Here is a 13,214-nt window from a genome sequence, read left to right as displayed (position 1 = left end):
GAAGAATCTTGGGTGAGGAGCAGTCTTCCCTATTTTCCCACGCCCTCTCAAGCAAACTAAAGTAAACAACTAAATTCTCAGCGCGGACGAATAAATCGGCGGTTGGCTCGCACCAAGCAAATGCGATCCTCGTCACCAATGGAGACCTTCAGCCAAGGCAAACCGCGACTATCGGTAATCGTGGCAAAGCCTGCGGGTGTGATATTGGCTCTTAAAACAGTGCCTGTGGGAAAGCGGCGCACCACCGGCCAGCGCATAATCGCCAGCTCCCAGCCTAGCGAGCAAATCTGCGTTGTGGAATAGCGAAAATCTAAAGAAGAAGTATGTACAGTGGTTGGGGACGTTTTTATCTGCCTGTCTGAGTGAAAACCAATCAAACCATCTGATGGCCTTAGCACCTCAACAACCCTCTCTCTACGCCAGTGTGCTTGTGGACTGTCCGGCGGCAAGCGAGGCTTACACTTACCAAGTTCCTGCGGGTTGGTGTCTTCAAGGGGGCGAGGTGGTGGAAGTACCCTTTGGCTCCCAAGTGGTGCGGGGGATTGTCCTCGAGGTACTGGAAACTGTACCGCCATCAGTTGAGCCACAACGCTTGCGATCGCTCCTTGACGTGGTTGACCAGCAGCTTTTTCCCAAGGACTATTGGGCGTTGTTAGAACAAATTGCCACCTACTACTGCACGCCTTTAATTCAAGTGGTGCGCACTGCTCTACCGCCAGGGGTCTTGGGGCGATCGCAACGGCGGGTGCGCCTGCGGCCACAACAGGGGATTCCCCCCCTGTCAGAACAAGGGCAACATCTGCTGCGCTTTCTCCAGACCAAAGGGAGTGGGGACTACAGTGTGCGCTACCTCCAGCAACAGCTTCCCAAGGCTCAGCGTGCCCTCGCAGAACTCGAACGCCTTGGCTGGGTGGAAACCTACTTAGCGGCACCCGCCAGTCAACAGCCAAAACAGCAACAGGCGGTGGTACTCCTCAATAGTGAAGGGGAGACCTTAACCCAGCGGCAGCGCCAAATCCTCCGCTATTTGCAGCAACAGGGTCGCGATTGCTGGCTGCAAGAGGTACTCAAGGCTACTGGCACCACCGCCCAAACGCTCCATCGCCTTGCTGCCAAGGGATACATTGCCATTGTCGAGCAGCAGCATTGCCGCATTGAACAGGGGGTAACGGTGACATCGGATCGGCCAAAAGCCCTCACCCCTGCCCAAGCCACTGCCCTGCAAGCTATTTCCGAACACCTAGACTGTGCCCAAACCTTTCTCCTGCACGGGGTGACGGGGTCTGGCAAAACGGAAGTCTATCTGCAAGCAATTGCTGAGTGCCTAGGGCGAGGGCGATCGGCCCTACTGCTGGTACCGGAGATTGGCTTGACGCCTCAACTGACGGATCGCGTGCGTGCTCGCTTTGGTGAACGCTTGCTGGTGTATCACAGTGGTCTCAGTGAGGGGGAGCGCTACGATACTTGGCGACTGACGCTGATGCCGCAGCCACGGGTAATCATTGGCACGCGATCGGCGGTTCTGCTGCCTTTGGTGGGCTTGGGTTTGATCATTCTCGATGAAGAGCACGACAGTGGTTACAAACAGGATCAACCTCAGCCTTGTTACCATGCCCGTACCGTTGCCCAATGGCGATCGCGCCAGCAACGGTGTCCCCTGATTTTGGGCACTGCTACCCCTGCCCTCAGCACTTGGCAAGCCGCCCAAACAGGACAGATTCAGCTTCTTTCTTTACCCCAGCGCATTCATGCCACCCCCCTACCCCCCATCACCATCGTGGATATGCGCCAAGAATTACACCGGGGCAACCGTTCCATGCTCAGTTACCTTCTCCAGGAGGCCCTTGGCAACCTACAGAGCCGGCAGGCAATTCTCTTTGTGCCGCGGCGCGGTCACAGCACCTTTTTTTCCTGCCGCAGTTGTGGCACAGTGATGTACTGTCCCCATTGCAGCGTGTCTCTCACTGGGCACCTCTTTAACGATAAAATGGAAGTGCTGCGTTGTCATTATTGCAACTACACCCAAGCTGTGCCCGAACGCTGCCCTAATTGTGGCTCTCCCTATCTCAAGCCCTTTGGTGGCGGGACGCAGCGGGTGGTGAGTGAACTGAATCGCCTCTTTCCACAGCTGCGAGTACTGCGTTTTGACAGTGATACCACCCAACGCAAGGGCGCCCATCGCCAGTTATTGACTCAATTTGCCGCCGGCGCAGCCGATGTGATGGTGGGGACGCAAATGCTGACGAAGGGCATTGATCTACCCCAAGTGGCGCTGGTGGGCATTCTGGCAGCCGATAGCCTCCTGCACTTACCGGATTATCAGGCGGCAGAACGAACCTTTCAACTCCTCACCCAAGTGGCCGGACGATCGGGGCGGGGTGCCCACGCCGGTAAAGTTATTCTTCAAACCTATGTACCCGAACACCCCGTGATTACAGCGGTCAAAGCCTATGACTGGGACACCTTTGCCACACAGGAGCTAAGTAGCCGTGCCCCCTTGGGCTATCCCCCCTATGCCCAACTCATCCTTCTGCGCTTGAGTAGTCCCGATCCTGAGGACGTGGCCGCAACGGCTCAGGCGATCGCCCAACAGCTCCAAACGTTAGCCCCAGTTTCTCAGGGAGAATGGGAAGTGCTTGGCCCCGCCCCCGCGGCGATTGCCAAAATTGCTGGCCGCTACCGCTGGCAAATTTTACTCAAGGGCAAACTAGAACGAGTTTCTAACCTCAGCCCAGCCCTCATGCACCTCAAGGCGCAGTGTCCCCGCTCAACCCGCCTCAGTATTGATGTTGACCCCCTGAACTTTCTCTAGGGGGGCTTCAGTAAACCACCACAGTGCTGTGACCGGCACGACCCCCAAAACAAATCCCAAGGTTGCCGGAATCCAAAAACGTTGATCCAAGGACGTGAGCGTGATCATCGCCCCAAAGGCAAAATTCACCAGATACACCACCAAGGGGGTAATGAGTTGCCCACGGTTCACCACCATTGGCTTTGGCCACCAAGTGATCATCGCCAGCCCCATAAACACGGCTCCTGTGCCCGTCCATCCCAGAATGTTGCGGTAGGGCATCCCAAAGAATTCACCGACATCCTGAAATTGCCAAAAAGGAATGGCAGTTTGACTCATGGCCGGATCAAGGACAAAATCCCAAGCGGTTAAAAAGATTGCTCCCAAGCCCACAGTGATCAGGGCTGCCCCCCAGCCCACGCCCTTGCCTTCCCGCAGCGGACGACTGATGAAGCCACTGTAGGCCAAAAGAAACGTGACTAGCCCCATATAAAACCAGGAGAGGGGAATCGTGAAGGGCACCAGCCCAGCAATTTTGTACCCCAAACCACTGAGGTAACCATAATGGCCAAAGGGAAAGCCGGTACTCGTCCCCAACAGTTCACTGGTAAGGGAAATGCCCACCGCTGGCAGTAAAAAGCCAAGGAGTTTGCCAAGGCCAAAGTTGCGATAGGTGTGAAGGGCGATCGCCAGTGCACCGAGGACAATATAAACGACACCCCCACTGGCCATACTCCATTGAAACAGCTGCTGACCCCAGGCGGGCAATGCCAGAATAAACTCGGGATGGGGTACGACGAGGAGCAACCCCGCTAAGCCAAAGGCCATCGCCACAATGTGGCCAACTAGGCACACCTGCTCCGCAACGAAAAGCGCGTTCTTGGGTTTCATAGGGGCAATCTCAAAGGGGCAATCGTTTACAAATGTTAATATGTTAATGTACCACTGTTCCCACTGTCGTCTATCCACCTCAAAAAGGCAGTTGGATTTCACCAAGGGCATCATAGATTGCCAACAATCCTGCCCCCAAGCCAGCACTCAGCGTTAGCCCCCAACTCCAAACCGCCCCTTCAGAAAATTGCGGACGACGCTGAAGCACTTGCCCATAGCCCCGTAAGCGCATTGCCAGATAGATCTGCTGTGCCCGTTCCTCGGCGCGAATGAGAAAGATACCAATCACCTGTGCCCACGGGCGAAGGCGGCGCCAACTCAAGCGAAATCCCCGCAGAAAGAGTGCCTGCTGCATTTGTGTCAACTGACTCTCTAGCTCAAAGAGATAGCGATGGGTCAAAGCCAACGTATCCACCAACAAGGGCGGTAGCCCCCACCAGCGACAGACCTGCACCCATTCGCTAAACGTCAAGCTTTCTAGCAACACCACGCCAAGGGCAAGACACAAGACCAAGCGCCATGTGAGGAGCAGTGCGATCGGCCACGCAGTAACCGCCAACAGTAACCACAGTCCCAGAAAAAAGAGCCCCATCTGCTGCAGACGTTTGCCTAAGCGCTGCCAAGGGACATGGCTCAGGAGATAGAGGAGCGCCACAAGCAAGGTCGCGATCGCCAGACTTTCCCACCGCCGCAAACTACTAATGCAAAAAATCCACAGGAGAATCGCCATCACCCGTGCCGGCGGCGACCAGTAGCGAAAGCTCAAGGGTTATGCCCTAATTAATGTGTTGACTCCGCAAAAAGCGATCAATATCGTTATTAGCACCAATCACCACCATAATGTCCCCTTTATTGAGCTTCTGGTTGGGACTGGGATTGATCTCAAACTTATCATCAAAGCGCAGGGCAATTAAATTGAGGCCATAGCGACTGCGCAGTTCCACCTCGGCAACTGTGCGATTGTGAAATGCCTCAGGCACTTTGACTTCGACAATACTTTTTTCGGGGTCAAGGTCGAACCAATCGAGAATCGCTGGGCGGGTGAGCGATCGCGCCAGTTCACAACCCGCCTCATACTCTGGAAAGATCACCCGATCTGCCCCCACTCGCTCTAGGAGTTTTTTATGAATCTCTGAGGAAGCCTTGGCAATGACATTGGGCACGCCTGCCTCCTTTAGGTTCAATGTGGTGATAATACTGGCGTCGAGATGGTTGCCAATGGCCACAATTACCGTTTCAAACTCAAAGAGACCCGCCTCCTTCAGGGCTTGGGGATCCGTGGAATCCAGTTGAATCGCATGATCCACAATGTGATCCTGAAGCACTTGATTCACCAATCGCTCTTGGTTATCACTGCCGAGCACCTCATAGCCCATGCCGTGCAGGGTCTCGCACACCCCCCGGCCAAACCGCCCTAGGCCAATCACTGCATACTGCTGCGAGATCTTGACCCCCCGCCCGCGAAAGAGCATTGCTCCAAAATCTACCATGCGTGAATTCTCTATTGGCGTTGCAATGCCAATGATAGCCCTTTTCTAACATATGGGATACCTAGGGGGGAGGCAATCCTCTGCCATTTGGGGCTATTAAATTTTTGGGTGTATTCGCTCCCTCTGAAAAGGGCTGTATCCCACTAATTGATTATACCGTTAATTGCTGGATGAGGCGCCGCCTGAATGGGTCAGTTGTTGGAGTCGCCGACGAATGTGTTCAGCACTGGCACGGGGAGAAAAGCGCGGTACGGGAAGCACTTGCGTTCCAATCACTAGGTAGAGAACAGGAATCTCGTATTGATAGGCTTGCCACCAATCATCGCGGCTGGTGATGTCGCGTACCTCAAGGGTAAATTCCCTCAGGGTGGCTAGCTTTTCTTGCAGGCCTTCACAGAGGTGACAGCCGGGCTTGCTATAGAGAATCAGATGGGTCACGGTTGCGGCGCAGAAACGAGGGGGGTATCGCCAATATGACGGTGATCCCGCAGGCCAAAAATGGCTTCTGCATGGCGGTAGTGCTTCATTTCAATCAGGTTGTGGAAGGGGTCCTCGAGAAAGAACGTTTGGTGCTCTAAGGGGGTGTTGGCAAAGCGGGTGCGCGGCGGCTGGTAAAAGTCAAGTCCCTTCTTGATCACGCGATCGCAGAGGTGTTGCCAGTCGGCTTCCGCCAAGAAAATGAGGCCAAAGTGGCGCGGATAGATACTTTTGGATGGGCTTAAGGGTTCATGGGTGACATGGGCCACCAGTTGATGGCCATAGAGCTTCATGATTAGGCAGTGGGAATTTTCGCGCCCTGGTTCACAGCCCAACCCATCAATGTAGTAGGCCTTGGTGTCCGCCAAATTACTGACAGGAAAGGCAAGGTGAAATAAAACGGGAGCGATCGCCAACTGAGCCATAGATTTCTCTCGAACTGAAAATGGCTAAATTAGCCGCTATTTTAGCAGGAGAACCGGCTCTCGGTCTGCTTCCCAAGTCGAGTCAAGTATCAATCCCCAGTATTGTTGTTTATCGGCAACGGAATGGATAACAGGGGTAATAGGGATAATAAACGGGTGAATAGGGGGGCGGGTAAATTACGGGGCGAGGTGGATAGGGCACTGGCACAATAATGTACGTTTGAGATTGCCCCGGCGGACGGTAAATGACAGGATTGTAGGGACTGTACTGCGGTGTCCGCGGCCGCCCAAAGGACTCTAGCCCTGGGAAGAAGACATCAACTCCCGGCTGATTAGGAAAGAGGGGATAGGCGGCACGACTGGGGGGAGCGATCGCCACCAGCGTAGCTAAGCTACTGATGGCCAACGGCAGGAAGCGTAACATAGAAGCCTCCAAGGAGAGAGTGATCCTCTGATTCCGACGCTGCGGTGCCTAGGGAAGTTCCCGTAGAACACGACTCAAAATATCCACCATTTGATCAATGTGCGATCGCTCCACAATCAGCGGTGGTGAGAGGGCAATAATATCCCCCGTGACACGAATCAGTAGTCCCGCCTCAAAGGCACGACAGAGGGCATCATAGCCCCGTGCCCCTCCTTGCCCCTCCCGTGGCGCCAATTCAATCCCTGCCACCAAGCCCAAGTTGCGAATATCAATGACATGGGGCAGACCCCGTAGGCTGTGGATGGCCTCCTGCCAATAGGGCGCAAGGGAAGCCGCCCGCTCAAATAGGGCTTCTTTCTCGTAGATCTCTAGGGTTGCCAAGGCGGCCGCACAGGCAAGGGGATGTCCCGAATAGGTGTAGCCATGGAAAAACTCAATTTGCCCCGCAGGGCCTTGCATGAAGGTGTCGTAAATCTCATCGCGGACAATCACCGCTCCCATGGGTACAGCGGCATTGGTTAGACCCTTGGCAACCGTGATGAGGTCTGGAGTCACACCAAAGTACTGACTGGCAAAGGGGGCACCGAGACGGCCAAAACCCGTGATCACTTCATCAAAGATCAGCAAAATGCCGTGGCGATCGCAAATGGCACGCAGGCGTTCCAAGTACCCCTGGGGCGGAATCAATACCCCCGTCGAACCCGCAAGGGGTTCAACAATTACCGCTGCGATCGTCGATGCATCATGCAGCGCCACTAAGCGTTCTAGCTCGTCGGCTAAATGTGCTCCCCAAGTGGGTTGTCCCTTGCTGAAGGCATTGTGCTCAAGGTTGTGGGTGTGGGGCAGATGATCCACCCCTGCCAAGAGAGAACCAAAGAACTTGCGATTGGCAGCAATTCCCCCCACTGAAATTCCACCAAAGCCGACCCCGTGATAGCCCCGCTCGCGACCAATGAGCCGTTGCCGTGTCCCCTCTCCCCGCAGCCGATGGTAGGCAAGGGCAATTTTCAAGGCTGTATCCACGGCCTCAGAGCCAGAGTTGGCAAAAAAGACATGGTTGAGGGGGTCAGGGGTCATTGTGCGCAGGCGATCGGCCACCCGAAATGGCCCCGGATGTCCCATCTGAAATGTGGGGGCAAAATCCAGTGTTGCTGCCTGTTGGGCGATCGCCCTCACAATTTCTGGACGGCAGTGGCCGGCATTGACACACCACAACCCGGCGGTGCCATCGAGAATCTCACGGCCATCAATGCTCCTGTAGTACATCCCTGCTGCCGAAACAAGGAGCCGAGGACTTTGCTTAAACTGGCGATTGGCCGTAAAGGGCATCCAAAAGGGGTCGAGATTCAGATCTGCAAGGGTGGGCAGCGTCATCGGACTAAAACTGGTTACTATTGTCAGTGGTGGGCATGAGGCCAATAATATCGCGGTAAGCCGCCACAATGACACAACTACTCCAAGGAATAGTCACCAGCATCCCCACACAGCAGAGGCAAAAGCCCAAGATATTGAAGAAAATGATTGACACGCTGAGAAAAAAGAAGCTCCACCAATCGCGGGAAACTAAGCGGCGGCTGGTTTCTAGTGCCGGCCACACATCAAACCGGTGTTCCACCACCAAAGGCACAGCAAACATATAGGCTACCCCAAAGTAAACCCCGGGCAGCAGCAGGATGGCACCCACCAAGATGAAAACGGGGTTCAGGGCATGCGGCACAGAGGGAAGCTGCTCCAGTAACGCTAGCAGTTGTTCTAAGTCGGCATCGGGTTCCGTTGCTTCAGCCGCCGCCTGCTCTAATATGCTTTGCAAGAAGGGCAACCCCGCAATCACAAATAGAATGCTGGCACTGATCACAAACACATTCGTAATCAAACCGATGATCAAGTTCGTCAAGAAGATGGGCAGAAAGTAGTTGTTTTTGAACGCATTAAAAAAGTCGCTAAATTCGGTTCTTTGGTTGCGGGCAATGCGAAAGCTGAAAAAGTAGTAGCCTGCGGCGAAGAGGCCTGCCAAAATCGTGCTAACAATTGGGCCAGCCCCCGGAATATTGTTGAGCACACCATTGATAATGGTTGTCAGAATGAGAAAACCAATGTAGGCAGCGGGTTGAGTGCTGAAAATTTGCCAGCCCTCATTGAGGTATTGACCAATCCGTACTTGATAGGGGCGGTTGGCGATCGCTTGGGGAGTATGTTCTGACTCACTGTACATAATGGCGGTTCCAAGGGGTTGCCTCTAGCCTAGCGATCGCTTGGGGCTGCGCCAATTGTCAATGTGTCACTTCTTCACCTTTCTAAAACATCGGATATAAGTCTTTCCTGTAATCATTTTCAAAATGTTGAGTGTGTTCAATCCATGGGACAAGACTTGTATTTAAGACTCAATCATGAACTTTTGTACAGGATCGTAACTAGGTTTGGCTATAAAGCCTACAATAGAAGTGTAGGGAAAGCGACGGAGTCCCCTACAACTCTAAACAGCTCCTCTCATTTTCTTATTACTTTTTTGCAGTTAATACCTTTAGTATTCACTGTTCAAGACTCAAAGCCTCATGTTTGCAAAAGCGGGGGAAGGAATCTAAGGAACTGTTACAAGTGATTTCATCAATGACTTGAAGGCGGGGGAATTATGTTCAGCATGCAGTTTTGGTGGCAGTCTCTTGTCGCCACGATCGCCTTGAGTTTGTTAGCCGTGTTTTCTTGGACACCTTTGGCTCACAGCCAAACCCATAGCACGCTACAGGTGGGAGCGACGGTCATTAAAACCTGTCAAGTCAGCCGCCCTGCCCAACCGTCAAGCCTGCGCAATGGCAACTACAGTTTGCAGACTGATTGTCTCCAAGCAACGCAAACAACTCCTGTGGGACAAGTGGTACCGTTACCAGTTGAATGGGGACTGGTGGAGGATGCTAACCCCACACTGATGCGGCTAGTCACCTATTAAGCAGCCGGGGACGAAATTTTACCCGCATGGTTGAGGGGCCAATAGCAGGCGATCGCCCGACCAATGACATTCTCAAGGGGCAAAAATCCCCAGATATGGGAGTCATTGCTGTGGTTGCGGTTATCTCCCATAACAAAGAGCATATTCTCTGGCACTGTCACTGGGGAGAGCGTATAAACGGGTGGCTCAGCAATGTAGGGTTCTTCAAGGGGGCGATCGTTGACCCAAACTTGACCATCATGCACGGCAACCGTATCCCCGGCGGTGGCAATCACTCGTTTAATGAGGGCTTGATCGGCGCGATAACCAAGGGTCTGCAAGAGGGGTGGGGTATAGAAGACAACAATATCTCCCGGTCGAGGCGATCGCTGGCGATAGGTGATCTTTTCCACCACAATGCGATCGCCCGGCCAAAGCGTTGGCTCCATAGATTCTGAGGGAATAAAGCGCGACTCCGCCACAAAAATACGAATCAGTAGCGTGATCAGCACAGCCACCCCAATCAACAGGGCATTATTGCGTAGCGATCGCCAGCGGGAAGGGGAATTCGTTGCCGAAGCAGACATATAAGGGCAGATTTAGAGAAACCACCCTTTTTATGGTACCGGTTTCAGTAGACCGACTGATTACAAAGAGTGTGAATGGATAGCTCTGATTCGCCACTCCCCCCTCTCACAGAAGCCACATTGTGGCAAATTCTCAATGATGAATTGGATGATGCTACGGTCAATCAGCTCCTGTGGCACTGCTTGGGCTATCGCTATGACGCCCACAGTCAAACTTGGCAGAGCGATCGCGTGCCTCCAGAATGGCGACAAGACTATCCCCAACCCCCCGACTTCATTGGCAGCCGCCCCGCCATCGTCAAGCTTACCCGCTCTATTCCCCCTGCCCACAAGCAACTTCTCAAGGAACAGTTGGGCTTTGCTGGCTATGAAATCAAGGAACTCAACCCCCGCCGTACGCGCCGTGCCACTGCGGTCAATTGGCTCCTCAGCTACATGGCCACTCAAGCCGAGGCTGCGGTGAAATAACCTGCGGCCACCTCGATCGCCACTTGGCGGATGGCGCGATAGACTGCGGCCAGTTCTTCATCACTAATGCAGTAGGGGGGCAGGATATAGAGCGTATTGCCCAAAGGTCGCAGCAGCACACCCAACTCAATAAAGCGGCGGCGCAGTTGGGGCACAAGGTCACTAAAGTAGGAGGCCGCCGTCGCCAATTCCATGGCCGCGATCGTGCCACAGGTGCGAAATTGCTTGAGATTGCTGACATCGGCAAGATACTGCTGGTAACACTGCCAATGGCGCGCCTCTAGGCCTTGGTAGGCTTCAGGTTTGGCAAGCAGCAATTGAAATGAAGCCACACTCACCGCACAGGCCAAGGGATTGCCGGTATAGGAATGGCTGTGGAAAAAGGCGCGCGCCGGATCATCGGCATAAAAGGCTTGGTAAATGTCCTCAGTGGCCAATGTGACGGCAATGGGCAAGCAGCCTCCCGATAACCCCTTAGAGAGACAAAGGAGATCGGGTTGTGTCCCCGCTTTCTCACAGGCAAAGAGGGCACCTGTGCGGCCAAACCCCGTCATCACCTCGTCATAGACGACTAACACCCCATAGGCCTTGGCAATTGCAGAAAGGGCTTGCAAAAACGAGGGACGACACATGCGCATTCCCCCTGCCCCCTGTACGAGTGGCTCAATGAAGAGAGCGGCATAGGCATCGGGGTCTGCCTTCAGGGTATCCTCCAGTTGAGCGATCGCCTGTGCTTCCTTGGTCTCCACCTCTGGATCCCCCGCATAGGTTGCTGGGTAGGGCAGGATTGTTAAGGGGGGGAGCAGCGGTTGAAAGGGTTGCCACCACGGGGAACTTTGGCCGACAGTCATTGCCCCAAGGGTATCGCCATGGTACCCCCCGGCAAAGCCAATGAAGCGCGATCGCTGGGGTTGATCTCGCCGCTGCCAATACTGGTAGGCCATCTTCAGCGCCACTTCCACGGCGGTTGAGCCATTGTCGGAAAAAAAGACCCGTTGTAACCCCGCTGGCGTGTGGGCACACAGCAGTTGGGCAAGCTGCTCCGCTGGCTCATGGGTAAAGCCGGCAAAAATGACGTGCTCAAGGGTTTGTGCCTGCTCATAGAGCGCTTTAGCCAGCACAGGATGGCTATGGCCATGGAGCGTCACCCACCAACTGGAAATGGCATCAATAATCTGACGGCCATCGCTCAGTTCAAGGCGAGCACCCTGGGCACGCACCACCTTCAGGGGCGGAGCCGCCGTTTTCATTTGCGTAAAGGGCTGCCAAATGGGGGAGTCAGTCATAGTTGCGATGGGCATCTAAGCGAGCAGCAAGGGTCGTAAAAATATCCTCGGGAATGGGACAGCGGAGCGATCGCGCCAAGCGTTTTTTTTGTTTGGCCACCTTGAGACACTCAGCAGTGGGACACAGATAGGCCGATCGCCCCATCCCCCGATCCAACTGCACCTTTTGATCGGGCCAGCAGCGCACGATTCGCCAAAACTCCGAGCGATCGGCCAAGCGGCCACAGGACACACAGCGGCGTTGGGGGACAGCCATCATCCCTAACTGGCAACTTGTTCTTCGAGGGCGGCCATGGCCAAGCGATCCTCCTCTTCATAGTTGTATTGGGAGCTATCGCGCACCTCAATTTTCCAGCCCGTTAGGCGAGTTGCCAAGCGCACATTTTGGCCTTCCTTACCAATGGCTTGGGAGACCTTATCCGGTGCCACAAGGACATGGGCAATGCGGGCTTCGGGGTTGATTAGCCGCACATCCTCTACCGGGGCGGGACTGAGGGAATTGGCAATATAGGTGGCTGGATCCGGCGACCAGCGGATCACATCAATTTTTTCCCCCCGCAGTTCATTCACCACTGCTTGAATGCGGGATCCCCGTGCCCCAATACAGGCACCCACCGGATCGACATCCCGCTCTAAGGTATCCACGGCAATTTTGGTGCGGGGGCCGACTTTATGATTCGGGGGATTGGCTTCGCGGGCAATGGCCACAATCCGCACCACTTCATCCTCAATTTCTGGCACCTCATTGGCAAAGAGATAGACCACCAAGCCAGCATCCGCACGGGAAACCTCCAATTGGGGGCCGCGCTGAGGTCCCTCTTTGACGCGCTTGAGATACACCTTGAATGTGGAGTTAGCGCGATAGTTGTCGTTGGGAAGTTGTTCCCGTTTCGGCAGTTCGGCCTCCACTTCCGGTTGGCTAGCATCGCTGCGCACAGCCATAATCACCGATCGCCGCTCAAACCGCAGGACGCGCCCCATGAGTACGGTGCCCTCGAGGTCTTTGAATTCCTCTTGGACGAGGCGACGCTGTTGATCTCGCAATTTCTGCGCCAGCACTTGCTTGGTTTGCATGGCGGCCATGCGACCAAATTCCTGATGGTCAGGGGTCACATCCAACAGCACCGTATCGCCGACACGGGCATCCTGCACCACCTCAATCACATCGGCAAGGGCAATTTCGCGATCGGGGTTCGCCACTGTTTCCGTAATCGTTTTGGTGGCCAAAACGCGGAAGCCCTCCTGCTCGGTGTCTAGTTCCACTTCAAAGTTGGCAAAGTGGTCTTCTTCAAAGTGACTATGATCCGGGCGCAGACTGCGGCGATAGCGTTCGTATCCCTTGAGCAGTGCTTCCTTGAGGGCTTGATGCACTGCGTGCTTGGGCAAATTCCGCTCTTGACTGATTTCATTGATCATGGCCCGTAGGCCGGGTAAGCGATAGATGGTCATCGT

Annotated in this window: 16 protein-coding genes; 3 read left to right on the top strand and 13 right to left on the bottom strand. The window is 54.5% G+C overall.

Annotation, left to right across the window (positions count from 1 at the left end; genetic code table 11):
* Positions 1–77: 77 nt before the first annotated feature.
* Entirely contained in the window at positions 78–257 is a 180-nt protein-coding gene (locus QYC28_RS03615; protein ID WP_149818268.1) for a hypothetical protein, read from the bottom strand.
* Between the two features lie 128 nt (positions 258–385).
* Between QYC28_RS03615 and priA the strand changes: the two genes are divergently transcribed.
* Entirely contained in the window at positions 386–2,812 is a 2,427-nt protein-coding gene (priA, locus tag QYC28_RS03610) for a primosomal protein N' (protein WP_302679853.1), read from the top strand.
* On the opposite strand, the gene cruF is transcribed toward priA, so the two are convergent.
* The 8 genes from cruF to QYC28_RS03570 all read right to left on the bottom strand — a co-directional run bounded on the left by cruF (position 2,768) and on the right by QYC28_RS03570 (position 8,710).
* Positions 2,768–3,682, bottom strand: coding sequence for a gamma-carotene 1'-hydroxylase CruF (gene cruF / locus QYC28_RS03605; RefSeq protein WP_302679852.1), 915 nt, complete (start codon positions 3,680–3,682; stop codon positions 2,768–2,770). The genes priA and cruF overlap by 45 nt on opposite strands.
* 79 nt (positions 3,683–3,761) lie before the next feature.
* Positions 3,762–4,448, bottom strand: a complete 687-nt coding sequence (locus tag QYC28_RS03600; RefSeq protein ID WP_302679851.1) for an energy-coupling factor transporter transmembrane protein EcfT — start codon at positions 4,446–4,448, stop codon at positions 3,762–3,764.
* 10 nt (positions 4,449–4,458) lie between these two features.
* Positions 4,459–5,172 carry a TrkA family potassium uptake protein gene (locus QYC28_RS03595; RefSeq protein ID WP_149818262.1) on the bottom strand — a complete coding sequence of 238 codons (714 nt, stop codon included), beginning with the start codon at positions 5,170–5,172 and terminating at the stop codon, positions 4,459–4,461.
* Positions 5,173–5,331: 159 nt separating this feature from the next.
* Positions 5,332–5,610, bottom strand: coding sequence for a glutaredoxin family protein (locus QYC28_RS03590; protein WP_302679850.1), 279 nt, complete (start codon positions 5,608–5,610; stop codon positions 5,332–5,334).
* Positions 5,607–6,074, bottom strand: a complete 468-nt coding sequence (locus QYC28_RS03585) for a VOC family protein (RefSeq protein WP_302679849.1) — start codon at positions 6,072–6,074, stop codon at positions 5,607–5,609. The genes QYC28_RS03590 and QYC28_RS03585 overlap by 4 nt, the downstream gene beginning before the upstream one ends.
* 109 nt (positions 6,075–6,183) lie before the next feature.
* The gene (locus QYC28_RS03580; protein ID WP_149818256.1) at positions 6,184–6,498 is read right to left on the bottom strand and encodes a hypothetical protein; all 315 of its coding nucleotides are present in this window, start codon (positions 6,496–6,498) and stop codon (positions 6,184–6,186) included.
* Positions 6,499–6,546: 48 nt separating this feature from the next.
* Positions 6,547–7,872 (bottom strand): aspartate aminotransferase family protein, encoded by a 1,326-nt coding sequence (locus QYC28_RS03575; RefSeq protein WP_302679848.1) that lies wholly within the window; start codon positions 7,870–7,872, stop codon positions 6,547–6,549.
* Between the two features lie 4 nt (positions 7,873–7,876).
* A complete protein-coding gene (locus QYC28_RS03570; RefSeq protein WP_149818252.1) occupies positions 7,877–8,710 on the bottom strand; it encodes a DUF975 family protein in 834 nt (277 codons plus the stop codon).
* Positions 8,711–9,127: 417 nt separating this feature from the next.
* Between QYC28_RS03570 and QYC28_RS03565 the strand changes: the two genes are divergently transcribed.
* Positions 9,128–9,442, top strand: coding sequence for a hypothetical protein (locus QYC28_RS03565; protein ID WP_302679847.1), 315 nt, complete (start codon positions 9,128–9,130; stop codon positions 9,440–9,442).
* On the opposite strand, the gene lepB is transcribed toward QYC28_RS03565, so the two are convergent.
* Positions 9,439–10,008: a signal peptidase I gene (gene lepB, locus QYC28_RS03560; RefSeq protein ID WP_149818248.1), complete on the bottom strand. Its 570-nt coding sequence runs from the start codon at positions 10,006–10,008 to the stop codon at positions 9,439–9,441. The two genes, QYC28_RS03565 and lepB, sit on opposite strands and share 4 nt — an antisense overlap.
* Positions 10,009–10,083: 75 nt before the next feature.
* Here lepB and QYC28_RS03555 point away from each other — a divergent pair, with 75 nt between their 5' ends.
* Positions 10,084–10,476, top strand: a complete 393-nt coding sequence (locus QYC28_RS03555; RefSeq protein ID WP_149818246.1) for a DUF1823 family protein — start codon at positions 10,084–10,086, stop codon at positions 10,474–10,476.
* On the opposite strand, the gene bioA is transcribed toward QYC28_RS03555, so the two are convergent.
* Genes bioA through nusA form a run of 3 tightly spaced genes read right to left on the bottom strand, consistent with a single transcriptional unit; the run spans position 10,452 to position 13,211 of the window.
* Positions 10,452–11,762 (bottom strand): adenosylmethionine--8-amino-7-oxononanoate transaminase, encoded by a 1,311-nt coding sequence (gene bioA / locus QYC28_RS03550; RefSeq protein WP_302679846.1) that lies wholly within the window; start codon positions 11,760–11,762, stop codon positions 10,452–10,454. The two genes, QYC28_RS03555 and bioA, sit on opposite strands and share 25 nt — an antisense overlap.
* Positions 11,755–12,021, bottom strand: a complete 267-nt coding sequence (locus QYC28_RS03545) for a YlxR family protein (RefSeq protein ID WP_149818242.1) — start codon at positions 12,019–12,021, stop codon at positions 11,755–11,757. Before QYC28_RS03545 ends, bioA begins: the two co-directional genes overlap by 8 nt.
* 2 nt (positions 12,022–12,023) lie before the next feature.
* Positions 12,024–13,211, bottom strand: a complete 1,188-nt coding sequence (nusA, locus tag QYC28_RS03540) for a transcription termination factor NusA (protein WP_149818240.1) — start codon at positions 13,209–13,211, stop codon at positions 12,024–12,026.
* Positions 13,212–13,214: the final 3 nt, after the last annotated feature.

It is taken from the genome of Thermosynechococcus sp. HY596 (assembly GCF_030518715.1).
In the GTDB taxonomy this organism is placed as follows: Bacteria; Cyanobacteriota; Cyanobacteriia; order Thermosynechococcales; family Thermosynechococcaceae; genus Thermosynechococcus.
Note: the sequence above shows the minus strand (reverse complement) of the source record. Positions and strands in the feature narration are given on the sequence as shown.